At 43.0% G+C, this 26,076-nt stretch carries 29 protein-coding genes; 6 read left to right on the top strand and 23 right to left on the bottom strand.

Features of this window, described 5'->3' with window-relative positions; all coding sequences use genetic code 11:
* Positions 1-164: 164 nt before the first annotated feature.
* The 5 genes from Q7657_RS07235 to Q7657_RS07255 all read right to left on the bottom strand — a co-directional run bounded on the left by Q7657_RS07235 (position 165) and on the right by Q7657_RS07255 (position 3,688).
* A complete protein-coding gene (locus Q7657_RS07235; RefSeq protein WP_008986115.1) occupies positions 165-395 on the bottom strand; it encodes a hypothetical protein in 231 nt (76 codons plus the stop codon).
* A gap of 150 nt (positions 396-545) precedes the next feature.
* Positions 546-1,175 carry a TIGR04219 family outer membrane beta-barrel protein gene (locus Q7657_RS07240; RefSeq protein ID WP_023932176.1) on the bottom strand — a complete coding sequence of 210 codons (630 nt, stop codon included), beginning with the start codon at positions 1,173-1,175 and terminating at the stop codon, positions 546-548.
* A 186-nt stretch (positions 1,176-1,361) separates the two neighbouring features.
* Positions 1,362-1,604 (bottom strand): envelope stress response protein PspG, encoded by a 243-nt coding sequence (gene pspG, locus Q7657_RS07245; RefSeq protein WP_053986419.1) that lies wholly within the window; start codon positions 1,602-1,604, stop codon positions 1,362-1,364.
* A gap of 247 nt (positions 1,605-1,851) precedes the next feature.
* Positions 1,852-2,868, bottom strand: a complete 1,017-nt coding sequence (gene dusA, locus Q7657_RS07250; protein WP_053986440.1) for a tRNA dihydrouridine(20/20a) synthase DusA — start codon at positions 2,866-2,868, stop codon at positions 1,852-1,854.
* 577 nt (positions 2,869-3,445) lie between these two features.
* A complete protein-coding gene (locus Q7657_RS07255) occupies positions 3,446-3,688 on the bottom strand; it encodes a hypothetical protein (protein WP_008986111.1) in 243 nt (80 codons plus the stop codon).
* A gap of 374 nt (positions 3,689-4,062) precedes the next feature.
* On the opposite strand from Q7657_RS07255, the gene zur reads away from it, so the two are divergent.
* The 3 genes from zur (at position 4,063) to Q7657_RS07270 (ending at position 5,443) form a co-directional block, all read left to right on the top strand.
* A complete protein-coding gene (gene zur, locus Q7657_RS07260; RefSeq protein WP_008986110.1) occupies positions 4,063-4,506 on the top strand; it encodes a zinc uptake transcriptional repressor Zur in 444 nt (147 codons plus the stop codon).
* 39 nt (positions 4,507-4,545) lie between these two features.
* Complete coding sequence (locus Q7657_RS07265; protein ID WP_053986422.1) at positions 4,546-5,007, top strand: chemotaxis protein CheX; 462 nt, start codon at positions 4,546-4,548, stop codon at positions 5,005-5,007.
* 229 nt (positions 5,008-5,236) lie between these two features.
* Positions 5,237-5,443, top strand: a complete 207-nt coding sequence (locus Q7657_RS07270; RefSeq protein WP_008986108.1) for a cold-shock protein — start codon at positions 5,237-5,239, stop codon at positions 5,441-5,443.
* Positions 5,444-5,516: 73 nt separating this feature from the next.
* Here the strand turns inward: Q7657_RS07270 and pgi are convergent, their stop codons facing one another.
* Positions 5,517-7,169 (bottom strand): glucose-6-phosphate isomerase, encoded by a 1,653-nt coding sequence (pgi, locus tag Q7657_RS07275; protein ID WP_107167398.1) that lies wholly within the window; start codon positions 7,167-7,169, stop codon positions 5,517-5,519.
* A 255-nt stretch (positions 7,170-7,424) separates the two neighbouring features.
* Between pgi and Q7657_RS07280 the strand changes: the two genes are divergently transcribed.
* The gene (locus tag Q7657_RS07280) at positions 7,425-7,844 is read left to right on the top strand and encodes a secondary thiamine-phosphate synthase enzyme YjbQ (RefSeq protein WP_107167399.1); all 420 of its coding nucleotides are present in this window, start codon (positions 7,425-7,427) and stop codon (positions 7,842-7,844) included.
* Between the two features lie 50 nt (positions 7,845-7,894).
* Here Q7657_RS07280 and Q7657_RS07285 read toward each other — a convergent pair whose 3' ends face one another.
* The 3 genes from Q7657_RS07285 to Q7657_RS07295 are packed head-to-tail and all read right to left on the bottom strand — an operon-like array spanning position 7,895 to position 11,695.
* Positions 7,895-9,163 (bottom strand): BamA/TamA family outer membrane protein, encoded by a 1,269-nt coding sequence (locus Q7657_RS07285; protein ID WP_107167400.1) that lies wholly within the window; start codon positions 9,161-9,163, stop codon positions 7,895-7,897.
* Positions 9,164-9,190: 27 nt separating this feature from the next.
* The gene (alr, locus tag Q7657_RS07290) at positions 9,191-10,270 is read right to left on the bottom strand and encodes an alanine racemase (RefSeq protein ID WP_107167401.1); all 1,080 of its coding nucleotides are present in this window, start codon (positions 10,268-10,270) and stop codon (positions 9,191-9,193) included.
* A 27-nt stretch (positions 10,271-10,297) separates the two neighbouring features.
* Positions 10,298-11,695, bottom strand: coding sequence for a replicative DNA helicase (locus Q7657_RS07295; RefSeq protein WP_008986103.1), 1,398 nt, complete (start codon positions 11,693-11,695; stop codon positions 10,298-10,300).
* 246 nt (positions 11,696-11,941) lie between these two features.
* On the opposite strand from Q7657_RS07295, the gene Q7657_RS07300 reads away from it, so the two are divergent.
* Positions 11,942-12,694, top strand: coding sequence for a DUF481 domain-containing protein (locus tag Q7657_RS07300; protein ID WP_008986102.1), 753 nt, complete (start codon positions 11,942-11,944; stop codon positions 12,692-12,694).
* A gap of 89 nt (positions 12,695-12,783) precedes the next feature.
* On the opposite strand, the gene rplI is transcribed toward Q7657_RS07300, so the two are convergent.
* The 7 genes from rplI to nsrR form a co-directional block, all read right to left on the bottom strand.
* Positions 12,784-13,236 (bottom strand): 50S ribosomal protein L9, encoded by a 453-nt coding sequence (gene rplI / locus Q7657_RS07305; protein WP_008986101.1) that lies wholly within the window; start codon positions 13,234-13,236, stop codon positions 12,784-12,786.
* Positions 13,237-13,274: 38 nt separating this feature from the next.
* Positions 13,275-13,502: a 30S ribosomal protein S18 gene (gene rpsR, locus Q7657_RS07310; protein WP_002539422.1), complete on the bottom strand. Its 228-nt coding sequence runs from the start codon at positions 13,500-13,502 to the stop codon at positions 13,275-13,277.
* A 15-nt stretch (positions 13,503-13,517) separates the two neighbouring features.
* Positions 13,518-13,820, bottom strand: a complete 303-nt coding sequence (priB, locus tag Q7657_RS07315) for a primosomal replication protein N (RefSeq protein ID WP_053986426.1) — start codon at positions 13,818-13,820, stop codon at positions 13,518-13,520.
* 9 nt (positions 13,821-13,829) lie between these two features.
* Positions 13,830-14,216 carry a 30S ribosomal protein S6 gene (gene rpsF / locus Q7657_RS07320; protein ID WP_053986427.1) on the bottom strand — a complete coding sequence of 129 codons (387 nt, stop codon included), beginning with the start codon at positions 14,214-14,216 and terminating at the stop codon, positions 13,830-13,832.
* 271 nt (positions 14,217-14,487) lie between these two features.
* Positions 14,488-15,222, bottom strand: coding sequence for a 23S rRNA (guanosine(2251)-2'-O)-methyltransferase RlmB (rlmB, locus tag Q7657_RS07325; RefSeq protein ID WP_008986098.1), 735 nt, complete (start codon positions 15,220-15,222; stop codon positions 14,488-14,490).
* A complete protein-coding gene (rnr, locus tag Q7657_RS07330; protein ID WP_107167402.1) occupies positions 15,219-17,786 on the bottom strand; it encodes a ribonuclease R in 2,568 nt (855 codons plus the stop codon). Before rnr ends, rlmB begins: the two co-directional genes overlap by 4 nt.
* A 140-nt stretch (positions 17,787-17,926) precedes the next feature.
* On the bottom strand, positions 17,927-18,358 hold the full coding sequence (gene nsrR / locus Q7657_RS07335) for a nitric oxide-sensing transcriptional repressor NsrR (RefSeq protein ID WP_053986430.1): 432 nt from the start codon (positions 18,356-18,358) through the stop codon (positions 17,927-17,929).
* Positions 18,359-18,462: 104 nt separating this feature from the next.
* On the opposite strand from nsrR, the gene hmpA reads away from it, so the two are divergent.
* Positions 18,463-19,665, top strand: a complete 1,203-nt coding sequence (gene hmpA / locus Q7657_RS07340) for an NO-inducible flavohemoprotein (protein WP_107167403.1) — start codon at positions 18,463-18,465, stop codon at positions 19,663-19,665.
* Positions 19,666-19,748: 83 nt separating this feature from the next.
* Here hmpA and motX read toward each other — a convergent pair whose 3' ends face one another.
* The 7 genes from motX to hfq form a co-directional block, all read right to left on the bottom strand.
* Positions 19,749-20,387, bottom strand: coding sequence for a flagellar protein MotX (gene motX / locus Q7657_RS07345; protein WP_392397302.1), 639 nt, complete (start codon positions 20,385-20,387; stop codon positions 19,749-19,751).
* A gap of 168 nt (positions 20,388-20,555) precedes the next feature.
* Entirely contained in the window at positions 20,556-21,872 is a 1,317-nt protein-coding gene (locus Q7657_RS07350; RefSeq protein WP_008986093.1) for an adenylosuccinate synthase, read from the bottom strand.
* A gap of 122 nt (positions 21,873-21,994) precedes the next feature.
* Positions 21,995-22,189, bottom strand: coding sequence for a DUF2065 domain-containing protein (locus Q7657_RS07355; protein WP_008986092.1), 195 nt, complete (start codon positions 22,187-22,189; stop codon positions 21,995-21,997).
* A gap of 73 nt (positions 22,190-22,262) precedes the next feature.
* The gene (gene hflC / locus Q7657_RS07360; RefSeq protein ID WP_008986091.1) at positions 22,263-23,267 is read right to left on the bottom strand and encodes a protease modulator HflC; all 1,005 of its coding nucleotides are present in this window, start codon (positions 23,265-23,267) and stop codon (positions 22,263-22,265) included.
* A 2-nt stretch (positions 23,268-23,269) separates the two neighbouring features.
* Positions 23,270-24,436 (bottom strand): FtsH protease activity modulator HflK, encoded by a 1,167-nt coding sequence (hflK, locus tag Q7657_RS07365; RefSeq protein WP_107167404.1) that lies wholly within the window; start codon positions 24,434-24,436, stop codon positions 23,270-23,272.
* Between the two features lie 54 nt (positions 24,437-24,490).
* On the bottom strand, positions 24,491-25,780 hold the full coding sequence (hflX, locus tag Q7657_RS07370) for a ribosome rescue GTPase HflX (RefSeq protein ID WP_008986089.1): 1,290 nt from the start codon (positions 25,778-25,780) through the stop codon (positions 24,491-24,493).
* Between the two features lie 25 nt (positions 25,781-25,805).
* Entirely contained in the window at positions 25,806-26,072 is a 267-nt protein-coding gene (gene hfq / locus Q7657_RS07375) for an RNA chaperone Hfq (RefSeq protein ID WP_008986088.1), read from the bottom strand.
* Between the last annotated feature and the right edge of the window lie 4 nt (positions 26,073-26,076).

Below are 26,076 nucleotides of genomic sequence, written 5' to 3' on the forward strand. Positions count from 1 at the left end.
CACGACGATCCCTATTCATTGCGTACTGTTAGATTAGCCATTTCATTAAATAACAAGAAAGAATAGATAAGAATGTTTTATAACCTTTTTAAAGGTTAATAAAAAAACAAAAGCGAGATAACAGCTATTATCTCGCTTTTATTGGGTAGGTATTTTTACTTATTTTAATACTCGTCAGCGATCCTAACTTGATGAAATCCAACCTCGAATGCTTGTTGTGTTGCACTATCAATATCACTGTAACAGCGTTCACTTCCTGCTCCGTCTGTTAATGGCACTAATCCCCCACGACGATGACGAAATTCAACAATGTAACCATCACCAATGGAGGGCTCTACCACGGCTTCAACTAACTCTTGGGTAGCATAAAGGTGCTTTAGCTCAGTTAGCGTCATAACCTTACTCCCTATCCTGCTGCCACTTATCTTGGCTCAGTCTAAAAGATCGATTGCTCACATTTAAAAATGGTACAAAATCCTAAAAACAGCCAATAAAAAAACCACGACAGTGTCGTGGTTTTTATTCATTCGTTAGCTTAAGAAAACTTAGAAGTCGACTTCAACACCTGCGAACCAGCCATCTAAATCAACGTCGCCAGTATTTTTCGCTTTATCAAAATCGTAATCCATCATGCGGTAACCACCACGGATGTTTAGATCTGCAGCCACTAAACCAATGGTGTATTTTACACCCGCTTGGCCGTCAAATAGGCGTGTGCCGTCAAAGTTACCTGCGTTTGCTTGAGCAAATACCGTTAGTGGCGTTGCTGGAATACCGATCTCTGCATTACCGTACAATGTTGGCTGCCAATCACTGAAACGATCATCATTGTTTAGCTTCACGCTACCAAATTTAGAAACTGTTACACCAAGATCTAACGCAACAAGATCGTTATCCAAAATTTCGTAGTACGCCGTTAAATCACTTTGTTCAAATGCAACATTACCCGTGTCGATATTGTTGTAACGAACCATAAAGTTAGGTACTAGTGGGATAAAATGTTCAATTGATGCGTAGTAAGAACCAGATGTGTCATCACTTTTGTTGCCATCAACTTTAGCGTTGGCAAACCATGCATCAGCACCCACTTTAACGCCTAGAAGGGTATCTGCTTGTGCTGGTACAGCTGACGCTAATGCTACTGCTGCTGCAACTGAAAGCATTACTTTTTTCATGCCGAGTCTCCGCTCTTCATCATTAATAATTTTTAAAACGGCGAAACTATACCAGAAACAGTAAAAAAACACTGCTCTTATCTATTTTGATCATCTTTTTGAGCTGAAGATATCAAAAACAACTATTTATTATTTTATCGGTAGTGTTTTCATCAAAATATCATATCGATAATAACATTAGTGCAATCAGTAACGACGACTACGAGACAAACGTTCTTTGTAATTTTGTACTTCTTTATTATCTCGTACTAACCAAATCACCACCGCAATCAGCAAAATCCAAGGTAATAATTTAATCACTAATCCCAACATGCCGACCACTGCCATAATGGCAAATCCGGCAGCCACTGCGATCATCATGCCTATAATGCTGACACCAGTAAAAACCAACACGAATGCGAAAGTTAGTAAAAATAGAAACTCAAACATCACTTACCCCTTATCCTTAATTTCACCCTCATTACTTTTACATGACTCATTTAGAGCGACAAAAACAAGTAACAGAGAACACGATTAACCTTTGTTACCAATGTATATTGCACAAACCACGCCAACCAAGAGCTAGAATTAATCCCTTTATTTTCATTAAGATATAAAAAAGGCTAACCCAAATGGATCAGCCTTCTACTTATAACTTAGTAAAACTCACTCATTAATAGTGATTTTCACCAACGAGTTACACATCTAAATGCGCTGGGATTTTATCAAGAGCTTGTTGTACCACTTCAATACCCGCTCCCGGTTTGTGTGCATTCTCACTGATGTGGCGACGCCATTGACGTGCACCCGGCATGTTTTGGAATAAACCCAGCATATGGCGCGTGATATGACCTAGATACGAGCCGTTCGCCAATTGCTTTTCAATGTATGGGTACATCGCTTCAACCACTTCACGACGTTTCATCACAGGGCGATCGCTACCGAATAAACGTTGATCTACTTCAGCCATTAAGTATGGGCTTTGGTACGCTTCACGACCTACCATCACACCATCCATATGTTTTAGATGCTCTTCCATTTCTTCAAAGGTTTTAATGCCACCATTGATAGCCATGGTTAAATGAGCAAAATCTTGCTTTAGTTGGTAAACACGAGGGTAATCCAGTGGCGGAATTTCACGGTTTTCTTTAGGGCTTAAACCACTTAACCATGCTTTACGCGCGTGGATAGTAAAGTTATCACAGCCACCTTTTTCTGACACAACATGGATAAAGTCTTTCAAGAACTCGTAAGAATCTTGATCATCAATACCAATACGGGTTTTCACAGTAACAGGAATATCAACCACATCACGCATTGCTGTGACACACTGCGCCACTAGTTCAGCTTCACCCATTAAACATGCACCAAACATACCGTTTTGAACACGATCTGACGGACAACCTACATTTAGGTTAATTTCATCATAGCCACGCTCTTGCGCTAGTTTTGCACAACGCGCCAAATCAATTGGGTTTGAACCACCTAGTTGCAGCGCGACTGGGTGCTCTTCCTCGTTATAAGCAAGAAAATCACCTTTACCATGAATAATTGCACCTGTTGTTACCATTTCGGTGTACAACAATGCTTCTTTACTCATAATACGGTGGAAGTAACGACAGTGGCGGTCGGTCCAATCCAGCATCGGTGCGACAGAAAAACGCTGCATTGGAAAATCGCCTGTAACACTTTGAGTTGACAAGTTATTTTTCATTGTCTCGTCTACAACATTTGTCATTTTTATACCCTGTTTGGATTGGTTTACGTATTAAGTTCAGAACCTTACCCCCTATTTACGTATCTACTTCACGATAAGATCGCTCAATAATATAGGACACAATGTAAGGCGTATTCTGAAGAAAGCGGATTCTACCCTAAAACGCCGTAGAGCCAAAGGGGAACCCATATACGAAACACTATCGAATAACGCCCCTAAAACGAAAAGGGCCTTGAACGTAGTCCAAAGCCCTTCACTTACAGTTTCTATTTAAAAGCATGTTGCTGTTATTTTGTCATATTCTCGCTTTTATACATGTCAGCAAATACTGGCTTATATAACGCAACGAACTTGTTCATAAAACATGTCATGTTAGATCTCCAATAAATAATGTATGCATTCACGAATATTGTTAGCTCATCTTATGACGTCGCTACCGTAAACGGGGATTTTAAAAGCTAGCTTCGCACAGCATCAGGTTATTTTTATTATTTTCTAATTGATGCTACGTCATTATTACAATGAGGATAACAGTATTTATTAAAAGAAAAATTTATTACATTTAGAGGATAAATTACTTATCCGCTGCTGATAGTAGCTTCTCAGCAAACGTCATTTTTGTATTCGCTGTTGTGATCACAATACCTGAGTGTGATTTATCTGCTGTACCATTTACAGCATAGTGGCATGCTGATGTCGCTGTATTTTGTGGTGCATCAAATTGTACGTTACCTGTAAATGCGCCATCTTTTGCAGAAGCTGTAAAAGAAGTAGCAATAATAGCGGCTGTCAGTGTTGCTTTGATCATGGTGTTCATCGGTAAACCTTCTAATTTATAATTATGAATAAACGCATCTCACGTTTCGATGGCGCTATATTAACAATTACCCAAAAACACACAATACAACCAAAACACAAAAGATTATTACCACGGAGTAATAGTTGATTTTTATCACTCAATGACTCACAGACAAAAAATGACGAACAGAAGTAAAACAAGTCTAAAAGGAATATTTCGAGTCATCGCAATCACTAATGTAATAACCTCCCCTTTAGTTATTCTTATTTCTCCCGTTCCGTGATCATCAACACGAAATCTTACTGCTTATTACAGCTTCATCACTAAGTTACGGTAAGTTTCAGGGTGGCTGTGATAAAATAAGAACGTTATTGTTGTTTTTTTGAGGTTCTATGGCGGATCAAGCCCAACTATTAGCCAAAGCACAACAGCTCTGTGAAGAACGAGGTGTTAGGCTGACGCCACAACGTTTAAAAGTGTTAGCGTTGATCATTGAGCACCACAGTTCTGTTAGTGCTTATGAATTACTCGATCTCCTTAAGATCTCTGAGCCACAGGCAAAACCACCAACAATTTATCGTGCTTTAGATTTTCTCTTAGCACAGGGCTTTATTCACAAAGTCGAGTCTACCAACAGCTATATTGCATGTTGTGTTCTCGGCCATGCCGATCACTGCTCACAACTGTTAATTTGTGATGAATGTGGTTGTGTAGAAGAATGTCATGACGATGAACTCGCAAAACTACTTCGTCAAAAATCAGAAAAATTTGGCTTTAAGATCAATCATCACGTTGTTGAGAGCCATGGTGTTTGTGAGAAGTGCCAAACCAAGTAAACCAGTCATTTAACCTTAACTAACAGTCTAAAGATTATTATGCGCGCAGAGTTTATTAACCCTTTTCTTGCTTCACTGATCAATGTGCTCAATACCATGGCATCAATGCCGATGACACCGCAAAAGCCAAGATTAAAGAAAGATGAAATTGCCCGTGGTGATGTCTCCGGATTAATTGGCATGATTGGTCCAAAAACCAAAGGCTCTATGTCGATCACCTTTGAACAGGAATTAGCCCTTGAGATCATGCAACGCATGCTTGGCGAGCGCCCTGCTGGTATCAATGAAGATGTCACCGATATGGTGGGTGAAATTACTAATATGGTGACAGGTGGCGCTAAACGTACACTCGCTGAAAGTGGCTATGATTTTGATATGGCAACGCCAGCGGTTGTATCTGGCAAAGGGCATACCATTACTCATAAGTGCGACAACGCAATTATTTTAATGCCGTTTGATTCTAAATATGGCAAAGCTTATATCGAAATTTGCTTCGACTGATTTTTCGCTCTCACTGCATTACTCTGCTGCACAATCCACTAACGACTGGTTGATTGTGCTTATCCTGCCTATGTCTTTATTTATTAAGCACTTTATTAATACCCTAATTCTTAAATAAAAGACTACTCATCACCTTTAATTCGGTCTAGACTAGATATCGTCATACGCACCTTGTCACCTATTGATAAGCGATGACTGCATATTATTTGTCTAAAAGGGAAAGACGTACATGAGTAAACTGACTGGAACCGTAAAATGGTTCAACGATGACAAAGGCTTTGGTTTCATTTCTGGCGCGGATGGTAAAGATGTGTTTGTACACTTCAGCGCGATCCAAGCTCAGGGACGCCGAACCTTACGCGAAGGCCAAAGTGTTGAGTTTATCGTGACTGATGGTCAGAAAGGTCCACAAGCTAGCGAAGTTGTTGCACTGTAATAGCCATTGCTAAGATGATAAAAAAACGCCGCTAATTAGCGGCGTTTTTATTTATCAGTTCATTAATTTAGGCTTATGAGCGCCATTGTTTGAATGCATTGATCAAACCATTTGTTGAGCTGTCGTGGCTTGCAATAGTTTCAGCGTTGTTTAGCTCAGGTAAGATTTGGTTTGCTAACTGCTTACCAAGTTCTACGCCCCACTGATCAAAGCTGAAGATGTTCCAAATTACACCTTGAGTGAAGATCTTGTGCTCGTATAGTGCAATCAACGCACCTAGTGTGTAAGGCGTGATTTCTTTCACCAAGATTGAGTTTGTTGGACGGTTACCTTCAAACACTTTAAATTCAACCAGATCTTTCACATCTTCTAGTGACTTACCTGCAGCAATAAACTCAGCTTCAACTTGCTCACGGCTCTTACCAAATGCTAATGCTTCTGTTTGTGCGAAGAAGTTAGCCATTAGTTTTGGATGGTGATCGCCCAGTGGGTTGTGGCTAATTGCAGGTGCAATGAAATCACATGGGATCAGTTTTGTACCTTGGTGAATTAGCTGGTAGAACGCGTGCTGACCGTTTGTACCAGGCTCACCCCAGATGATTGGGCCTGTTTGGTAATCTACAGGGTTACCACCACGGTCAACATATTTACCGTTTGATTCCATGTTACCTTGCTGGAAGTATGCAGCAAAACGGTGCATGTATTGGTCGTACGGTAGGATCGCTTCTGTTTCCGCACCGTGGAAGTTGTTGTACCAAATACCGATAAGCGCAAGGATCACAGGTAGTTTTTGCTCTAGTGGTGCTTCTGCGAAATGCTTATCCATCGCATGACCACCGTCTAGTAGCGCAACGAAGTTATCAAAACCTACAGCTAGACAAATTGATAGGCCGATTGCTGACCATAGAGAGTAACGACCACCAACCCAGTCCCAGAACTCGAACATGTTGTCAGTATCGATACCAAATTCAGCGACTGCTTCACCATTAGTTGAAAGCGCAGCAAAGTGCTTAGCAACGTGGGCTTTATCTTCAGCTTTTGCTAGGAACCAATCACGTGCAGATAGTGCATTAGTCATGGTCTCTTGCGTTGTGAAGGTTTTAGATGCGATTAGGAATAGCGTTGTTTCTGGATTAAGATCTTTTAGCGTTTCAGCAATGTGTGTGCCATCAACGTTAGATACAAAGTGCATGTTTAGGCGAGTTTTGTAAGCACCTAGTGCTTCAGACACCATGTAAGGGCCAAGATCTGAACCACCGATACCGATGTTAACGATATCTGTAATTTCTTTACCTGTGTAACCTTTCCACTCACCGCTAATGATGCGCTCTGAGAAAGACTTCATCTTCTCAAGTACCGCATTCACAGCTGGCATTACATCTTCACCATCAACCATGATTGGCGTGTTGCTGCGGTTACGCAATGCTACGTGAAGTACTGCGCGATCTTCTGTGCGGTTAATTTTCGCGCCACTGAACATATCAGCAATCGCAGCATCTAGCTCAGTCTCTTTAGCAAGCGCAAATAGCTTAGTTAGGGTTTCTTCAGTGATCAGGTTTTTCGAGTAATCGACTAGGATATCTGAGCCAAATTGCGCAGAAAACTTAGAGAAGCGCGCATTATCATTGGCGAATAAGTCGCTAAGTTGGAAATCTTGAGCTTGTTCAAAGTGTGCGGTTAGATCTTGCCACGCTTGGGTTTGCGTTGGGTTGATGTTCTTCAACATAAAAATATCCTAATTTTGTTATGTTCATCTTCCGCTCTCATAGTGTTCCTGCGAAAGATCCCCGATTTATGCTCGTTAGCCTATGATAAAGGCTTCTTTATAATTTTTTGATCACTCGTGATAATGCGACGAAAGGCATTGTTCGTCATTGCGTTCAATCACGAAAACTTGAATGCATCATACCTGTATTTCGCATCAATGTAATAATGCGAATAACTAATTAAACTAAAAGGTTAAACCTATAGGTAAATAGCCATGTGGTATCAAAAAACAATTAATCTTACTCCTCAAAAGCGTGGTTTTCACCTGATCACTAACGAAATAGAGCAACATTTAACTGAGATCCGACCTTTAACGGTAGGATTGGTGCATTGTTTCATTCAACACACCTCAGCTAGCCTGAGCATAAACGAAAATGCTGATCCGACGGTTCGTTACGATATGGAGCAACACTTTAACCGTTTTGTGCCAGAGCGCGCTCCCTATTACCAACATACTTATGAAGGTGATGATGACATGCCAGCGCATATCAAAAGCTCATTGCTTGGTAACAGTATTTCTATTCCTATTTCACAAGGACGCTTAGCTCTAGGAACATGGCAAGGTATTTACTTAGGTGAGCACCGTGATCATGGTGGTGCTCGCCGTGTCGTGATCACTATTCAAGGTGAATAAAAACACAAAAGCGCAGCTTATCTTCATCAATAAGCTGCGCTTTCTATTCATTAAAACGGTTGGTTAACCATTACTCTGAAGATACTTTCTTCATTACCCCACGCCATTTCAGTACGTACAACGACCCCTTCAACTTGGAATCGCACCGCACCACCTGCACTCCATTTCATGCTCGAGTGCAGCTCAGATAAGTTATAACTGTCAGCCACTCGCCCTACATCAGCAAATGCGACCCACTGCCACCAAGGCACGTCGTACCAATTAAACACAGGCCAATCACCTAGAGGTTGCCATTCAGGCATCACTCGATATTCTGCGCTGTAGCTAATGGCAGAGCGTCCAACAAAGCGTCCAGTTTGATAGCTACGCAAGCGATATAAACCGCCTAGCTTTACCCCTGCATATTCAGGTGGGCGGTGATAACCATGCTCAGCATCAGTGTTATTCCAACTAGGTGTATCTGCGGTATAAACGTTAAATGCAAATACTTGCTGATCAAATAGGTTGTCCCATTTACCTAAATCCCAATACCAGCTTTGGTTAAGCTCCCACTTCCACCAGCTTGTTTGATCGGAAGTATCAGGGGCATAAGTCAGCTTAATCTGAGTTTTACTCCCTTGTGTCGGATTAGCACTGCGATCTTGGTTATTCCACTCAAAACGGGTTTCTAAGCCCCAGACACTATCGTTAGCGGCAAAATCAGAAGGAGGAAGTTGAGTGTTATTTGCAAACTTACGTGCTTGATAAAAAGGACGAAAATCTATCGATGAAACGCCACTTTCCCAAGGTGTGTGACCAGTGAGTTTACGTGATGGGTACAGTGCTGCTTTGATTGGATCATGCCTAGCTTGTCCGATAGGCAATATATAACGGGCACTTAATTGATGCAGTGCTTCTTGCGCATCGGCAATGATCATTTCGTCTGCACGGGAGTTATTCTGTGCTGCTTTACCAACGTAGTAATTAAAATCTTTATAATCACCACTGTAGAACTCTGCGCCAAATAACCAACGGTTATCCGGTGATAGAGCATAATTGTAAGCACCTAAATAGGTCATCCAAGTGCCTTTATCTGTCACCAGTCCAGCCCCTAATAATGATGCTTGAGGTTGCCCTGCTTTTTTTACAACGCCAGCAACACCAGCAGAAAGCCCCATACTATCGGTGGAAAACATAAACGGCACTGCTGCAATGTCAGAATCCGATGTTTCTGACTTAGGCGATGCATGAATATCTACTTGTTCATTTTCAGCATGAATGTCCGCTGAAACCAACAAAGCCGCGGCAATTGCCACGGCTTTTATTTTTCTTTCTTCCATTAAAACAAATCGTCCAACGCTGAGTTGTTATGTGTATGCCATCGCAACTCGTGGGGTTAATTTTGTAATAAGCTCATAAGCAATGGTGCCAATGTGCTCTGCAACGATTTCAGCAGGTAACCCTTCACCCCATAAAATGGCAGTATCACCGACTTTATCTTGCGCATCAGGGCCTAAATCTACCGTTAGCATATCCATAGAAACACGACCTGCCATTGGTACAATACGCCCATTAACCAAAACGGGTGTGCCATTGGGTGCTGAACGTGGGTAACCATCACCGTAACCAATCGCAATCACACCCATTTTGGTGTCTCGCTCACTGGTCCAGATACCACCGTAACCGACTTTTTCCCCTTTCTTCACATCGCGAACCGCAATAATACTTGAGGTCAATGTCATTACTGGCTTTAAATCATAAGCCGATGCATAACGCTCAGGCTCATTAAAAGGTGACACACCGTACATGATGATCCCTGGGCGGATCCATTCAAGTTGGCTATCAGGCCATGCCAGAATACCCGCAGATGCCGCTAGCGATCGTTCACCTTGGTAATCTTTAGTTAAGTTTAAGAAGGTGTCTAACTGCTGCAATGTAATGTCTGAGCTTAAATCATCAGCATTGCCAAAGTGGCTAATAAAACGTAGCGGTTTTGCAACATTTTCACAGGCATTTAAGCGTGCCATAAAATCAGTTAGATCTTCAGGACGCACACCTAAACGGTGCATACCAGTATCAATTTTTACCCATACTTTCACTTGGCTATCGAGCTCGGCTTGCTCTAATGCTTCCAATTGCTCAATGGAGTGCACCACAGTATGAATATTATTGGTCACTAAGACTGGCAAATCACTTGGTGCGTAGAAACCTTCTAATAACAAGATAGGTTTTACCACACCACCTGCACGTAACATTAAGGCTTCCTCAATACGTGCAACACCATAGGCATCAACATTAGTCAGGCTTTGGGCTACTCGCAGTAGTCCATGTCCATAAGCGTTTGCTTTAACGACCGCTAAAATTTTACTGTTCGGTGCTTGTTGACGGATCTGGCTCAGGTTATGAGCCAAAGCGTCGGTATCTATATGCGCGGTTGCAGCTTTCATCCAAAATCCTAAATAATATTCTAACGCTTACTCTTCGTCGTAAGCTGGGCCAGCATAGTTATCAAAGCGAGAGAACTGGCCCTGGAAGGTCAAACGCACAGTACCGATAGGACCATTACGTTGCTTACCTAAAATAATTTCAGCGATCCCTTTTAGGGCACTGTCTTCGTGATAAACCTCATCACGATAAATAAACATGATTAAGTCGGCATCCTGCTCGATCGCACCGGATTCACGTAAGTCTGAGTTAACAGGGCGTTTATCGGCACGTTGCTCCAACGATCGGTTAAGCTGCGATAGCGCAACAACCGGGACGTTTAATTCTTTCGCAAGAGCTTTTAATGAGCGAGAGATCTCGGCAATCTCTAAAGTACGGTTATCTTGCAGACCCGGCACACGCATAAGCTGAAGGTAATCGATCATGATAAGGCTTAAACCACCATTATCACGGGCAATACGACGTGCACGAGAGCGAACTTCCGTCGGTGTCAGACCAGAACTATCATCAATGTACATATTCTTCTTCTCCATCAGAATACCCATTGTTGATGAAATACGTGCCCAGTCTTCATCATCTAATTGACCGGTACGAATTTTAGTTTGGTCGACGCGTGATAGTGACGCTAACATACGCATCATGATCTGCTCTGCGGGCATCTCTAATGAGAAGATAAGCACTGGCTTTTCTTGCTCCATCGCAGCGTTTTCACACAAGTTCATCGCAAAAGTGGTTTTACCCATTGATGGACGCGCTGCCACAATGATCAAATCTGAACCTTGCAAGCCTGCGGTTTTCTTATTCAGATCAGTAAAGCCTGTAGATACACCGGTGACACCATCTTGTGGGGATTGGTATAAGATCTCGATACGCTCTAACGTCTTTTCCAAGATCGTATCAACGTTTTGCGGACCTTCTTTATCGTTAGTACGTTGTTCCGCAATCGCAAAAACTTTACTCTCCGCCATATCCAGCAAATCTTCACTGGTGCGGCCTTGAGGATCATAACCAGCATCTGCAATTTCGTTCGCTACACCAATCATGTCACGAATAAGTGCACGCTCACGCACAATATCAGCATAGGCTAAGATATTTGCCGCAGACGGAGTATTTTTCGCAAGCTCTGCTAAATAAGCAAAGCCACCGACATCATCAAGCGTACTAGATTGCTCTAGGTGCTCAGATAAGGTAATTAAATCTAACGGTTGGCCGGCTTCTAATAGTGCAGCCGTAGCCTGAAAGATAATCCGGTGTGGACGACTGTAGAAATCATTAGCCACCACTTTTTCAGCGACCATGTCCCACTTTTCGTTATCCAACATCAAACCACCAAGAACAGATTGCTCAGCCTCTAGTGAATGAGGCGGCATCTTAATGGCGTCCATTTGGTTATCTTTAGGTTTTTTCGGTTTACTATTATCTGCCATAGAAATTGCGCATTAGCCAAGAACAAGAATGAAGCGTATTAGTATACCTCATCCATTCGGATCTGAGCAGTCATAAACGTATGACTCTTATCAAACCTCTCTGCTATTAATTATGCGCCTTTTTGAATTAACTGGTAGTTGAACACAACGATTCCTAACCAAAAGCTGACAAATTTGAGTTAGAATGCGGACGCACAATGCTTATCATCAATCATGCTTATTCGACGACCTGCCGTGGGAGGAACTTTGGCAAGATACCTACTGACTTTATTGCTGCTTGCCAATACGGCAGCTTATGCTGCTGACGATCAAGACACTGAAGATACCTCGCCCACGCATTTTAAAAGTGAAGTTGGCTTAGGCTTTACCTCACTAGCAGGCAACTCCGATTCACAAACCTTAAATGCTAATTACAATCTGGAATACATCAACGGACGTTACAAAACCGATGCCGATACCAGTCTGTTAATGGCGAAGAAAAACGGTGAAGAAGATAAGCGTAAAATCTCGACTAATCTAAAATCCCAAATGATGATCCGAGATGGTTACTACCTATATGCCAATGGTAGTTATATTGATGACCGTTATGGTCCTTACTATGTGGATTCTTTAGTCTCTGCCGGTATCGGTTACCGCTTATTTAGCTACGAGACTTTCCAAACCTTGATCGATATCGGTCCGGGCTTTCGTCACCAAGATCCGAATCTGGATGAAATTGATGGTGATATTGTCAAACCAGAAGTGGTGAATGAAGGGGTATTACAAAGCTCTGTCACCATGTCATGGAAGCCACTGAAAACCTTAACACTGGACAATAAAATCAATGTGGTCGCAGGTAAAAGTAACACCACAATCCAAAACGATTTGTCTGTCACCAATTCCATTACCGATAATCTAGGCTTAAGTGTTGGCTTTAACTATACCTATTACACTTGGGTACCAGCCAACATGAAGAATTTCGATTCCAGTACAATTGTCAGCTTGATCTATAGCATGTAATCAGTACGAGACAGCTGAAGGTTTGCCGAAATGCAGATACAAAAAAACCAGCCCGAAGGCTGGTTTTTTTCTATTAAAGCTAAAAGCTATTACTCTGCAGCAACAACGTTTAGTTTAACAGTTGCGAATACATCAGAGTTTAGCTGAACGCTAACTTCGAATTCGCCAGTAGTACGTAGTGCACCTTCAGGTAGACGTACTTCGCTCTTAACTAGTGAAACGCCAGCTGCAGTTACAGCGTCAGCGATGTCACGAGTACCGATAGAACCGAATAGTTTACCTTCGTCACCAGCTTTAGAAGCGATAACTACTGCTTCTAGAGCGTTTAATGCTTCAGCGCGAGCTTGAGCAGCAGCTTGTTGCTCAGCAACTTTAGCTTCTAGCTCTGCACGACGTGCTTCGAACATTTCAACGTTAGCTTTAGTTGCCATTACTGCCTTAGCTTGTGGGATAAGGAAGTTACGAGCGTAGCCAGCTTTAACGTTAACTTGGTCGCCAAGGCCACCTAGGTTAGCGATTTTATCAAGTAGAATAACTTGCATTATCTTGTCCTCTATAAAAGTCTAAAAACTACTACCGATTACTGATGCTTGTCAGTGTATGGTAGAAGTGCTAGGTAACGAGAACGCTTGATAGCGCGAGCTAGCTGACGTTGGTATTTAGCGCGAGTACCAGTGATACGGCTAGGTACGATTTTACCAGCTTCAGTGATGTAGTTTTTTAGAGTTGCTACGTCTTTGTAGTCAATCTCTTGTACGCCTTCTGCAGTGAAACGGCAGAATTTACGACGACGGAAGAAACGAGCCATGGGCTATCTCCTGATCTAAATTATGTCAATGTGATCGGCATGCAATACTAATTTACCAATGCCATTTCGGCCGGTTTGATAAGAGATAAAACCTCCTACCTTAACATTGCTTCCGATAGCTAAATCTTGAGTGAGTACTTGTTGACCGTTGCCGCTGACTACCACGTTAATATAACAATATACTTGACGTGGTAAGCCGGCTTCCTGTTGTATCGAGCGATGCTCAAGCACAAAGTGACAATGAGAAATGCCCGCAGGAGATTGGCTTCGTTTGGGTTCTTTAGCAATAGTGCCAACTAACTCCAGACGATTGGTCATTGATACAAATTACTCAGCAGCTGCTTCGCCTTCAGATTGTGCTTCTGCACGATCTTCACGCTTAGTGAAACGCTCTTCTTTAGCCTTCATCATTGGAGATGGCTCAGTGATAGCGCCTTTAGTACGCATGATCATGTTACGGATCACTGCGTCGTTGAAGCGGAAGTTTGACTCAAGCTCGTCAACTACAGACTGCTCAGCTTCAACGTTCATTAGAACGTAGTGTGCTTTGTGCAGTTTGTTGATTGGGTAAGCCATTTGACGACGACCCCAATCTTCTAGACGGTGAATTTGACCACCAGAATCTTTGATAGCAGCAGTGTAACGCTCGATCATGCCAGCAACTTGCTCGCTTTGATCAGGGTGCACCATGAATACGATTTCGTAATGACGCATTGGTTGCTCCTTACGGATTATTCAGCTTCCCTTAACGGCTCGGTTATCCTGGGGAAGCAAGGAACTAAAAAAAGAACCGAGAATTTGGACAACGGATAGTACAGAGAATGATCAACCGAAGCAAGACAATTCTACTCAACCTACCGAGGTTTTTACGCTCAGCTGGCAAGTTATCTTGACTGTTTGTACAGACCAACAAAAACACCCTTATCCAATCTCTTGAACAAGGGTGTTTATCACGCTATCTCACTCTATGTGAGCAACGATACTGTTAGCTACGCTGACGTACAGCTTCAAATAAGCAAATACCAGATGCCACAGAAACATTAAGGCTTGATACCGAACCCGCCATAGGGATTTTGATCAAGTCGTCACAGGTTTCACGGGTTAAACGGCGCATGCCTTCACCTTCCGCGCCCATTACGATAGCAAGAGGGCCTGTTAGTTTGCTGTGGTAAATATCATGTGTCGCTTCACCTGCTGTACCCACAATCCATACGCCTTTCTCTTGTAGTGCACGCATGGTACGCGCCAAATTCGTCACACGTACTAGCGGAACAATTTCAGCTGCGCCACATGCTACTTTACTTGCAGTCGCGTTAAGCTGCGCTGAGCGATCTTTTGGTACCACAACAGCAATTGCACCTGCAGCATCTGCATTACGTAAACACGCACCTAGGTTATGCGGATCGGTTACGCCATCTAGGATCAATAGCAGCGGGTTTTCTTTACCAGCAAGCAAGTCATCAAGATCGTTCTCGTTGTATTGTTTACCAGGACGAACACGGGCAACGATACCTTGGTGAGAAGCACCTTTCACTTTGTCATCAAGGGCTTTACGACCAGCTTCTTGAATCGTAATACCCAGCATTTGTAGCTCGTTGATCACTGGCATTAGGCGCTCATCTTGACGGCCTTTTAGCGCAAACACTTCAATAAAGCGCGCTGGATCAGAAGCTAATACGGCTTTAACGGCATGGATGCCGAAAATCATTTCATTACTCATGAGTTACTATTCTTCTTTGCTGCTCGTTCTGCTTTACCTGCACGCGATTTTTTCTTCTTACGTGCTTTCGTCGGTCTTCTTTTACGCTCTGTGGTCGGCTTTTCATCCGACTTACCGCGCTTTTTCTTCTTCGGCTTTTTCTTCTCGTCAGCCAAAGGAATAGCGCCTTCTTTTAACTTTTTGCGTACCGATGAACGTTCGCGTTTTGCTTCAATGCGCTCTTCAGGTTTCGCTTCACCGCCTTCAACTTTATACACTTTCATGCTTTGACGACGAAGACCGTCAGCTTTACGTAAACGCTGCTTTTTCTCACGACCTTTCGCCGTTTTACCTGCACCACGTTGTTTACGCTCTGAGCCAATAATATCAAAGTCAATTTGGCGATCATTTAAGTTAATTGATGCGACTTTCACTTTGACGGTATCGCCTAAGCGATAAACAACACCTGAGCTATCACCCACCAGACGCTGACCAATTGGATCATACTGGTAGTAATCGTTCGCAAGGTTTGAAATGTGTACCAAGCCATCAATGTTCAGCTCGTTTAAGCGCACAAAGAAACCAAAGCCCGTCACATTGGCAATCACGCCTTCAAATGCATCACCTAAGTGATCTTGCATGTATTCACATTTTAGCCAATCTGACACATCACGGGTTGCATCATCAGCACGACGCTCGGTCATCGAACATTGCTCACCTAATGCATCTATTTCATCAAATGAGTAATGGAAACCACCGGTTGCAGTACTGCGACCAGTATTACCTGCTTGCTTAGCAATTAAGTATTTAATCGCACGGTGCAAGGTTAAATCTGGGTAACGACGAATTGGCGAGGTAAAGTGCGCGTATTCAGTCAATGCCAAACCAAAGTGACCAATATTGTCACCTTGATAAACTGCCTGCTTCATTGAGCGTAACAGCATGGTTTGAATTAATTCACGATCAGTACGCTCTTGGATTGCATGCGCAAGCTCTGCGTAATCTTTAGGTGTTGGCTCTAAACCACCACCAAGTTGTAAGCTTAGCTCACCTAAGAAATCACGAAAGCCCTGTAGGCGCTCTTCTCCCGGTGTATCGTGAACACGGTACAATGCAGGTTCTTTGGCCTTTTCAACAAAACGTGCTGAAGCAATGTTTGCCAAAATCATACATTCTTCGATGATCTTGTGAGCATCGTTACGCACTGCCGGCACGATACGATCGATCTTACGATCCGCATTGAAGATGAACTGGGTTTCTACCGTTTCAAATTCAATCGCACCACGCTCTTCACGTGCTGATTTCAGCACTTTATACATGCTGTACAGCTCTTCAAGGTGCGGCACTAATGGCTCATAACGAGCACGTAGCTCTTCATCACCGTCCAACATTTTACTTACTTTGGTGTAAGTTAAACGGGCATGTGAATTCATTACCGCTTCGTAGTGCTTGTAGCCTGTTAGCTCACCGGTTTCTGAAATGTTCATTTCACACACCATACACAAGCGATCCACTTGTGGGTTTAATGAACATAAACCGTTAGATAGCACTTCAGGCAACATTGGGATCACTTGTGATGGGAAGTAAACCGAGTTACCACGCTTCACCGCTTCGTTATCCAATGCTGATTTTGGACGAACATAGTAGCTCACATCAGCAATCGCAACCCATAAACGCCAGCCACCATCGGTGTTGCGCTCACAGTAAACCGCATCATCAAAGTCACGTGCATCTTCACCATCAATGGTTACTAATGGTAATTGACGTAAATCCACACGACCTTGTTTCGCTTCCTCTGGCACTTCTTCAGTCAGATTTTTAATTTCTTTTTCAACTTCTGACGGCCATTCATGAGGAATATCATGAGTACGTAATGCGATATCAATCTCCATACCCGGTGCCATGTTTTCACCCAGTACTTCAACGATGCTACCTACTGCATTATGTTGACGTGTTGCACGCTGATTGATCTCAACTACCACAACATTACCCATACGTGCGCCTAAACGGCCATCTTTCGGGATAATGATATCTTGCGCAATACGAGAATCATCAGGCACAACATAGCCCATGCCGTCTTCTAAGAAGTAACGGCCAACAATTTGTGCTTTGGTTTCTTGCAGCACACGCACTACACGTGCTTCTTTACGACCGCGCTTATCTTCGCCTGCCGCTTGCGCCAAAATGTAATCGCCATGCAATACACTGCGCATTTGGTGATTAGGTAATAACAAATCGTCATCTTTACCTAATGAACCTTCTGGACGTAAAAAGCCAAAACCTTCACGGTGGCCAATCACGTAACCTTTGATCAAATCAAGACGCTCCGGCAATGCATAACATTGACGACGCGTATAAATTAATTGGCCATCACGCTCCATCGCACGTAAGCGACGACGTAAGCCTTCATAGTGGTCATCACCTTCTAGCTTAAGCTCAGCAAACAACTGGTCACGACTCACCGGGGTACTAAAACCACGAATCACTTCTAGTAAATGTTCACGGCTTGGGATCGGGTTTTCATAATTAGATGCTTCGCGATCGCGAAAAGGGTCGACCGGTAAATCGGTAGTACCTTTAGACATATATTTTTCCTGTAGGCCAAGCTATACCTGAAGTATATCTGGCTCTTAGGTGATCAGACGGGAACAGCCTTAATAACATTGCTGTTCCACTAAATTTTGGGAGGAATAAACAAACTGAATATATACCAAATGATCAACTATCACTGGTTAGAGCTATTTAACAAATCCAGCAAGGGGGCGTTATCTTCCACCAAACTTAACAAAGTATGGCGATCTAACTCGGCTAAAAATGCTTCTCGTGCATTTGCCAATATGCCCTTTAATCGACACGCAGGTGTTATATGACAAAAGTCAGCGCTGCAATTAACAATTTGTAATGGCTCGATAGCACGCACAACATCACCAATAATGATCGCTCTTGCAGGCATACCTAAACGAATACCGCCATTCTTTCCGCGTACCGTTTCAACATAGCCAAGTTGACCTAATTTATTGATAATTTTAACCATATGGTTACGTGACACATTATACGTTTCAGTCACTTTTGTAATACTTGCTAATTCGCCTTCAGGCAAAGATGCAAGATATATCAAGGCGCGTAGGCCATAATCGGTAAAACTGGTTAACTGCACAATCGTCCCTCCTGCTGTTATTTTAATCTTCTTATTGACTAAAAGATACAGATCAGATACAACTTATAACATATATTATAAATACACCTTTAAAGGAAGCGCTCATGCTTAGTCAAAAAACGATCGATATAGTGAAAGCAACAGCCCCTGTCATTACAGAAGCAGGCCCTGTTGTTACACAGCATTTTTATCAACGTATGTTTAGCCACAATCCCGAGCTAAAAGACATTTTTAACATGAGCAACCAACATACTAGCGATGGCAATATTGCCTCTCGTCAGCAAGAAGCGCTGTTTAATGCGGTATGTGCCTACGCTAATAACATCGACAACCTCGCTGTACTACTACCTGCCGTTGAAAAAATTGCTCATAAGCACACCAGTTTTTTGATCACTGCAGAGCAATACGACATTGTTGGGACTCACCTATTGGCGACCATTGATGAACTGTTATCACCAGGACAAGAAGTGCTTGATGCATGGGGTGAAGCTTATGGGGTGCTAGCAAATATCTTTATTAATCGTGAAGAAGAGATCTATCAAGAAAATAACAATAAAGAAGGTGGCTGGCGTGGTACTCGTGAGTTTATCGTGACCAACAAACAGCAAGACAGCGAACACATTACCAGCTTTACCTTTAAGCCAGCTGATGGCGGTAAAGTGGCGAACTACAAACCGGGGCAATACTTAGGGATTTATCTCAATGCCGATGAGCTAGAAAACCAAGAAATTCGCCAATACAGCTTATCTTCAGCACCACAAGACGATCAGTACCGTATTTCAGTGAAGCGTGAAGCTCAAGGTAAGGTCTCTAACTACCTACATGATCACATCAATATTGGCGATAAAATCATGCTCGCAGCACCTGCTGGCGATTTCTTCTTAGACGTCACACCAGAAACACCTGTGACCTTAATTTCAGCAGGTGTCGGCTTAACACCAACCCTTTCAATGCTTGAATCATTAACCGAACATCAAGCGCCTGTTAACTGGCTACATGCTACTGAAAATGGCGTGCAGCATGCTTACAAAAAACAGGTTAAAGCCCTAGCAGAAAACCATGCTCACATCCAATATCTGACTTGGTATAATGCACCACTTGATACTGATCTTCCTGCTGAAGATTATGATTACCACGGACTCATGGATCTTAGCAAAGTGGCAGCACAACTTGCTGATGATAAGATGCAATTCTACTTCTGTGGTCCTGTTGGCTTCATGCAAAGCATCGCCAAGCAACTACTAGCATTAGGCGTTAGTGAAGATCGTATTCACTACGAATGCTTTGGTCCTCATAAGATTTTGTAATTTATATTAAGAGCTTCTTAAGTCAAACAAAAAAGCACAGCTTATGCTGTGCTTTTTACTACCTTGAACAATTGAAACCATACTTACCATAGCGTCGAGCGCTGCTTTGCTCGGGCAATAATATTCTCTGGCATTCTTTGCTCTAATCGATGGCGTAAATTTTTAAGCTGACGATACAAAGATTGGTTATCCGTTGTAGTTTGATACAACCAGCGATAGGCATCTTCATAGTCCAATGGGCTACCATGATCTGAGACCAATAGCTCAGCTAATTGCAATCGAGCCTTAATATTACCCAGAGCTGCCGCCTCTCGAAGATAAGGGATAGCACGCTCTCTATCTTGCTGCAGTAAAATACCACGAGAGTAATAACGTCCTAACTGCTCCAAGGCAACTGGCGATCCTTGCTGCGCGGCTTCACGCATGTAATACAAGCCTTGTTCAATGTCTTTCGGGACACAAACGCCCCACGCTAACATATCACCATATAAAAACTGATAAGACGGTGATTCAACTCGCTCGGCGCGGGCTTTAATATCTTGTACTAATTGGCAATCATCTGCTTTTACCTTTTGCAGATGTTGATTGGTTGCAAATAACTTGATGAGTTCGTCATCGGTATAAACAGGTACAGCATCACCCACATCATTTAATGCATAAGCTGAAGGCAGCAATAAATGGCTGACCAAAAGCAATATTGGAAGCTTCGTCATTATCATGATCTCAGGTTAAGGAATAATTCTTTATCGACGTATCACCAAAAGACTTTAGCTAACTTCGTTCTCGCCGTGATGATCTTGCTCCCATAATTCCAGCATTATGCTTCATCTGTGCAACAGGCATAAAAAAACCAGCTCGAAAGCTGGTTTTTATCAAATTCACATCAGTGATTATTCACCGTATGGGTGAACCTTGATGATTGTCTCGTTACGGTCAGGACCTGTAGAGATAATATCAATTGGCACACCAGTTAGCTCTTCGATACGAGCGATGTAATCTAGTGCTGCTTGTGGAAGCTCTTCTAGTGATTTAACACCGAAAGTCTTCTCACTCCAGCCTGGCATTGTTTCATAAACAAGCTCTAGACCTTCGTACTCGTCAGCAGCCATTGGAGATACTTCTAGGATCTCGCCAGTCTTAGTCTTGTACGCAGTACAGATTTTTAGCTCTTCTAGACCATCTAGTACGTCTAGCTTAGTTAGACAGAAACCAGAGATAGAGTTGATTTGTACCGCACGACGCATAGCAACAGCATCGAACCAACCTGTACGACGTAGACGACCCGTTGTTGCACCAAACTCGTGGCCAACAGTACCTAGGTGCTTACCTACTGGATCTTGCTTGTCTAGACCATCGTATAGCTCAGTCGGGAAAGGACCTGCACCAACACGAGTACAGTAAGCTTTCGCAATACCTAGAATGTAACCTAGGTGACGAGGACCGAAACCAGAACCAGCAGCAACACCACCAGCAGTTGTGTTAGAAGAAGTTACGTACGGGTAAGTACCGTGGTCGATATCAAGCAGTGTACCTTGTGCACCTTCGAACATGATCTTGTCGCCACGTAGACGTGCGTCATCAAGTTCTTTAGTTACGTCGATAACCATTGAAGTTAGGATATCAGCTTGTGCCATCACACCTTCAAGTACAGCTTCGTAGCTTACAGGCTCAGCATTGTAGTAGTGCTCAAGTTGGAAGTTGTGGTAAGCCATCACTTCTTTAAGCTTCTCTGCAAACGCTTCTTTATTGAAAAGATCGCCAACGCGAAGACCGCGACGTGCAACTTTATCTTCGTATGCAGGACCGATACCACGACCAGTTGTACCGATAGCTTTTTTACCACGAGCTGCTTCACGTGCTTGGTCAAGAGCAATGTGGTAAGGAAGAATAAGTGGACAAGCTTCTGACAGGAATAGACGCTCACGAACAGGGATACCACGCTCTTCTAGTGGACCCATTTCTTTCATAAGTGCATCAGGAGAAAGCACAACACCGTTACCGATGATGCATTTAACATTGTCTCGTAGGATACCTGATGGGATCAGGTGAAGAACAGTTTTCTCACCGTCAATAACTAGGGTGTGACCAGCATTGTGACCGCCTTGGTAGCGAACCACATATTTTGCATCTTCGGTCAGTAGGTCAACGATTTTACCTTTACCTTCGTCACCCCATTGGGTGCCAAGAACGACTACATTATTTGCCATCTTTCTTCATCTATCAGTAGTTAAAAAGGGATTCTAGCACCTTAACATTCACCTTGCAGTCATTTTTTAGCCATATGGAACATTTCTGCAAGCTAACTGTCACGATTGTGTGCTTATGTATTTTACATCTGTCTATACATCATATACGCAATAACAGTTCCTGCAACGACTAAACAGCCGCCAATACGTCGCAAAGTATTATCATTTTGTTGGCTTAACTGGCTAACCATTTCTCGCCAGCCGCGAGGTGCCAATAATGGACCAAGCCCTTCAACCACCAACACAAGTCCTAATGCCATCCAAATTGTGTTCGACATGCTCTTTTTATCCCATAAAAAAAGACAAGGCCGAAACCTTGTCTTTACAATCACTTATATCAGTTCTGATACGTTAGTTTGCTTTAAGCTCTGAATGATTCATGTACTTAAAGAATTCATTGTTAGGATCAACAACTAATACATCGTTCTTCGAGTTGAAACTCTTCTCGTAAGCTTTTAGTGAACGCCAGAAGCTGTAGAACTCTGGGTTTTGACTATAAGCTTTAGAGTAAATCTCAGCCGCTTTCGCATCCGCGTCACCACGGATAACCTGTGCTTTACGCTTCGCTTCAGAAAGAATTGTTGCCACTTCTAACTCTGAACGTGCACGTAATTCTTCAGCACGTTGACGACCTTGAGAGCGGTAACTACGCGCAACCGATTCACGCTCTGCGCGCATACGGCGGTAGATAGACTCACTGATCTCATCCGGTAAGTTGATTTTCTTAATACGGAAATCAACCACTTCAATACCTAAATCTTTCGCGCTATCGCGGGTTTCATTAAGTACGTCTTCCATGATTTGATCACGTTGACCTTCAACTTCTTTAACTGGTACTACGCCTTCAATCACATCTAATGCAGCTTGAGCTGCTTTCGTTTGTGCAACATCAGACTTATCTTTCGCAGCATTCGCACCGCTATCTTTACCAGAAACGATCTGCTTAATTTCTTTCGCACCGATTTCAGCACGTAGGCTATCAACAACTTTACGCTTTAACAGTGTTTCAGCAGTCGATGTATTACCACCACCTGTTGCTAGATAGTATTTGCCAAAATCTTTGATACGCCATTTAACATAGGTATCAATGATTACGTCTTTTTTCTCAGCTGTTAAGAAACGGTCAGCTTGATCATCCATGGTTTGGATACGTGCATCAAGATCGTGTACACGGTCAAACACAGGCACCTTAAAGTGCAAACCAGGTTCGTAAATACGAGCTACTTCAGTATTGTTATCTTTTAAGATACGACCGAAACGCACCACGATACCACGCTCGCCTTCCTTCACCACAAACATTGACATCAATAATAGAGCAATAAAAATCACTACTACTGGGATCATTAACTTACGCATAATTAATATCTCCCTTGACGGCCAGTTTCAGCTCGTGGAGCTGGTGCGACTGGAGTTGGAGTTTCCACTTTTTCTAACTCAATACCATCTAATCGGTCTGAACTACCTTGCTGCTTCACCGCTTGGTTAGACTGACTCATCAGTTTATCCAATGGGATATACATCATGTTGTTGCTATCGCCAGATTTAGTATCGATCAATACTTTGCTTGTATTGCTGTAAACGCGTTCCATCGTATCTAGGTATAAACGCTCACGTGTTACGTCTTTAGCTGCTAGGTATTGAGGTAGCAACTTATCAAACTGTGCTACGTCACCCAGTGCGCCATTAACTACACGCTCAGAATAACCTTCTGCTTCATTCTTCAGACGCTCAGCACGACCCGTTGCTTTTGGCAAAATGTCGTTACTGTAGGCTTCTGCTTCACGAACGAAACGCTCTTCATCTTCTCGTGCTGCAATCGCATCATCGAATGCATCTTTCACCGCTTCTGGCGGACGAGCAGACTGGAAGTTCACATCAACAACACGGATACCCATGTCGTATTTTGCAATGATTTTATCAATCGCTGCTTGAGTATTCGCACGGATTGTTTGACGACCCGTCGTCAATGCCTGATCCATGGTTGAATCACCAATAACAGCACGTAATGCTGAATCTGTTGCTTGGCGCAAACTGTCATCGGCATTTGTCACGCTAAACAGGTATTTTTCTGCATTATCAACGCGGTACTGAACATCCATTTCAACTTTCAATACGTTTTCGTCTTTCGTTAACATCAAACCTGATGCACGAAGAGAACGAATTGCCTGAACGTTGACAGGAATAACTTCGTCGATAAAGGTTGGTTTCCAGTTCAGACCCGGTTGAACTTCTTTCTCTACTTTACCAAAACGTAGCACAACACCTTGTTCCGCTTCGCCGATAGTATAGAAACCAGAAAACCCCCAAACTGCCGCTGCTAACACAGCTACAGCTCCCAAGCCAACAGCACTACCACTGCCACTCGGTCCTTTTTTATTTCCAAACACACCACCGACTTTACGACTTAGTTTTGAAAAAACTTCATCGAGATCAGGTGGTCCTTGTTCACGTCCACCGCGATTGTTATTACCCCAAGGGTCTTTATCATCACGGCCGCCGTTGTTTCCAGGCTCATTCCACGCCATTATAGAACTCCATCAATATGATATGACGACAGTTTTTATTACTCTAGCAATCCATTAAGCAACGATAAAGTCATCTAACGAAGTACTTTCTCTTTTTTGTAACCGAGACCATTCCGCCAAAGGTAAACGAATATCAATCATCAGATAGCCATCTGATTCATATTCTTCTCGCAAAATACATCCAAGCTGATAAAACTTACTGCGAATACGACCAATCATCTCAGGTGGAATACGCAAAGTATGCGCTACCATCGTGCCTGATAGACGCTCGGTTAATGCTTGGAACAACAAGTCGATGCCTTGTCCTTCCATGGCTGAAACCCAAACTCGACGAGGAACACCTTCATCATCTCGTTCAATACGCGGTTCAGCGTGCTCTAAGTTATCAATCTTATTCATGACAACCAGCGCTGGTACTTCACCTGCGTCGATTTCTTCTAATACCGTTTCTACCGCTTCAATGTTTTCACGAAAGCGATCATCACTCGCATCAACCACATGAAGCAATAAATCTGCTTCTTGCGTTTCTTTTAGGGTAGCTTTAAATGCTGCCACTAGATCATGAGGAAGATGTCGAATAAAGCCCACAGTATCTGCCAAAATAGCAGTACCCACATCTGCGACTTCAATTTTACGTAGTGTTGGATCTAGGGTTGCAAACAGTTGATCGGCGGCGTAAACCCCCGCATCGGTGATCCGATTGAAGAGTGTTGATTTACCTGCGTTGGTATATCCCACTAATGAGATCGTTGGAATTTCTGCACGATTACGTGCTCGTCTTCCCTGATCACGCTGTTTAGCTACTTTCTCTAAACGACGTAGAATTGTTTTAATTCGTTCTCGCAATAAACGTCTATCTGTTTCCAGCTGCGTTTCACCAGGTCCACGCAGACCAATACCACCCTTTTGTCTCTCAAGGTGAGTCCAACCACGAATCAATCGGGTTGAGATATGACGTAACTGTGCTAACTCAACTTGCAACTTACCCTCATGGGTGCGTGCACGTTGGGCAAAAATATCTAAGATCAAACCTGTTCTATCAAGTACACGACATTGGCAGATTTGCTCCAAGTTACGCTCTTGAGCGGGAGACAAGGAGTGATTAAAGATAACGATGTCAGCTTCCGCTGTTCTTACCGCGTCGGCAATTTCCTGCGCTTTACCTTCACCCACATAATACTTAGGGTGCGGAGTCTTACGGCTACCTGTTACAACATGTAGTGTATTGACTCCAGCCGAGGAGACCAGCATTTCAAATTCGCTGAGATCTTCCCATTCCCCTTCTTGCGTGAAGTTAATATGGACAAGAATCGCCTGTTCACCAGCTTCATAACGGTCAAACAAGCAATTAACTCCTTATGGAAGAATATTATTCTTCAGTTTTTTCTGGTCGCTCAGCACCTGCTGGACGATCACCTGCATGGTGGTGATTCACTGGACGAGCAGGAACCACTGTTGAAATCGCATGCTTGTATACCATTTGGTTTACGGTGTTTTTAAGTAGGATCACAAACTGATCAAAAGACTCAATTTGGCCTTGTAGTTTGATACCGTTTACCAAGTAAATAGAGACCGGAATTCGTTCACGACGCAGCGCATTTAAAAACGGGTCTTGCAGAGATTGCCCCTTAGCCATTATT

The sequence above is a fragment of the Candidatus Photobacterium acropomis genome, from assembly GCF_030685555.1.
In the GTDB taxonomy this organism is placed as follows: domain Bacteria; phylum Pseudomonadota; class Gammaproteobacteria; order Enterobacterales; family Vibrionaceae; genus Photobacterium; species Photobacterium lucens.

Excerpts from the sequence above, each read along its gene's own strand:
- Q7657_RS07235 (WP_008986115.1), bottom strand. The coding sequence starts at position 395 with ATGACGCTAACTGAGCTAAAGCACCTTTATGCTACCCAAGAGTTAGTT.
- Q7657_RS07240 (WP_023932176.1), bottom strand. The coding sequence starts at position 1,175 with ATGAAAAAAGTAATGCTTTCAGTTGCAGCAGCAGTAGCATTAGCGTCA.
- pspG (WP_053986419.1), bottom strand. The coding sequence starts at position 1,604 with ATGTTTGAGTTTCTATTTTTACTAACTTTCGCATTCGTGTTGGTTTTT.
- dusA (WP_053986440.1), bottom strand. The coding sequence starts at position 2,868 with ATGAAAAATAACTTGTCAACTCAAAGTGTTACAGGCGATTTTCCAATG.
- Q7657_RS07255 (WP_008986111.1), bottom strand. The coding sequence starts at position 3,688 with ATGAACACCATGATCAAAGCAACACTGACAGCCGCTATTATTGCTACT.
- zur (WP_008986110.1), top strand. The coding sequence starts at position 4,063 with ATGGCGGATCAAGCCCAACTATTAGCCAAAGCACAACAGCTCTGTGAA.
- Q7657_RS07265 (WP_053986422.1), top strand. The coding sequence starts at position 4,546 with ATGCGCGCAGAGTTTATTAACCCTTTTCTTGCTTCACTGATCAATGTG.
- Q7657_RS07270 (WP_008986108.1), top strand. The coding sequence starts at position 5,237 with ATGAGTAAACTGACTGGAACCGTAAAATGGTTCAACGATGACAAAGGC.
- pgi (WP_107167398.1), bottom strand. The coding sequence starts at position 7,169 with ATGTTGAAGAACATCAACCCAACGCAAACCCAAGCGTGGCAAGATCTA.
- Q7657_RS07280 (WP_107167399.1), top strand. The coding sequence starts at position 7,425 with ATGTGGTATCAAAAAACAATTAATCTTACTCCTCAAAAGCGTGGTTTT.
- Q7657_RS07285 (WP_107167400.1), bottom strand. The coding sequence starts at position 9,163 with ATGGAAGAAAGAAAAATAAAAGCCGTGGCAATTGCCGCGGCTTTGTTG.
- alr (WP_107167401.1), bottom strand. The coding sequence starts at position 10,270 with ATGAAAGCTGCAACCGCGCATATAGATACCGACGCTTTGGCTCATAAC.
- Q7657_RS07295 (WP_008986103.1), bottom strand. The coding sequence starts at position 11,695 with ATGGCAGATAATAGTAAACCGAAAAAACCTAAAGATAACCAAATGGAC.
- rplI (WP_008986101.1), bottom strand. The coding sequence starts at position 13,236 with ATGCAAGTTATTCTACTTGATAAAATCGCTAACCTAGGTGGCCTTGGC.
- rpsR (WP_002539422.1), bottom strand. The coding sequence starts at position 13,502 with ATGGCTCGTTTCTTCCGTCGTCGTAAATTCTGCCGTTTCACTGCAGAA.
- priB (WP_053986426.1), bottom strand. The coding sequence starts at position 13,820 with ATGACCAATCGTCTGGAGTTAGTTGGCACTATTGCTAAAGAACCCAAA.
- rpsF (WP_053986427.1), bottom strand. The coding sequence starts at position 14,216 with ATGCGTCATTACGAAATCGTATTCATGGTGCACCCTGATCAAAGCGAG.
- rlmB (WP_008986098.1), bottom strand. The coding sequence starts at position 15,222 with ATGAGTAATGAAATGATTTTCGGCATCCATGCCGTTAAAGCCGTATTA.
- rnr (WP_107167402.1), bottom strand. The coding sequence starts at position 17,786 with ATGTCTAAAGGTACTACCGATTTACCGGTCGACCCTTTTCGCGATCGC.
- hmpA (WP_107167403.1), top strand. The coding sequence starts at position 18,463 with ATGCTTAGTCAAAAAACGATCGATATAGTGAAAGCAACAGCCCCTGTC.
- Q7657_RS07350 (WP_008986093.1), bottom strand. The coding sequence starts at position 21,872 with ATGGCAAATAATGTAGTCGTTCTTGGCACCCAATGGGGTGACGAAGGT.
- Q7657_RS07355 (WP_008986092.1), bottom strand. The coding sequence starts at position 22,189 with ATGTCGAACACAATTTGGATGGCATTAGGACTTGTGTTGGTGGTTGAA.
- hflC (WP_008986091.1), bottom strand. The coding sequence starts at position 23,267 with ATGCGTAAGTTAATGATCCCAGTAGTAGTGATTTTTATTGCTCTATTA.
- hflK (WP_107167404.1), bottom strand. The coding sequence starts at position 24,436 with ATGGCGTGGAATGAGCCTGGAAACAACGGCGGCCGTGATGATAAAGAC.
- hfq (WP_008986088.1), bottom strand. The coding sequence starts at position 26,072 with ATGGCTAAGGGGCAATCTCTGCAAGACCCGTTTTTAAATGCGCTGCGT.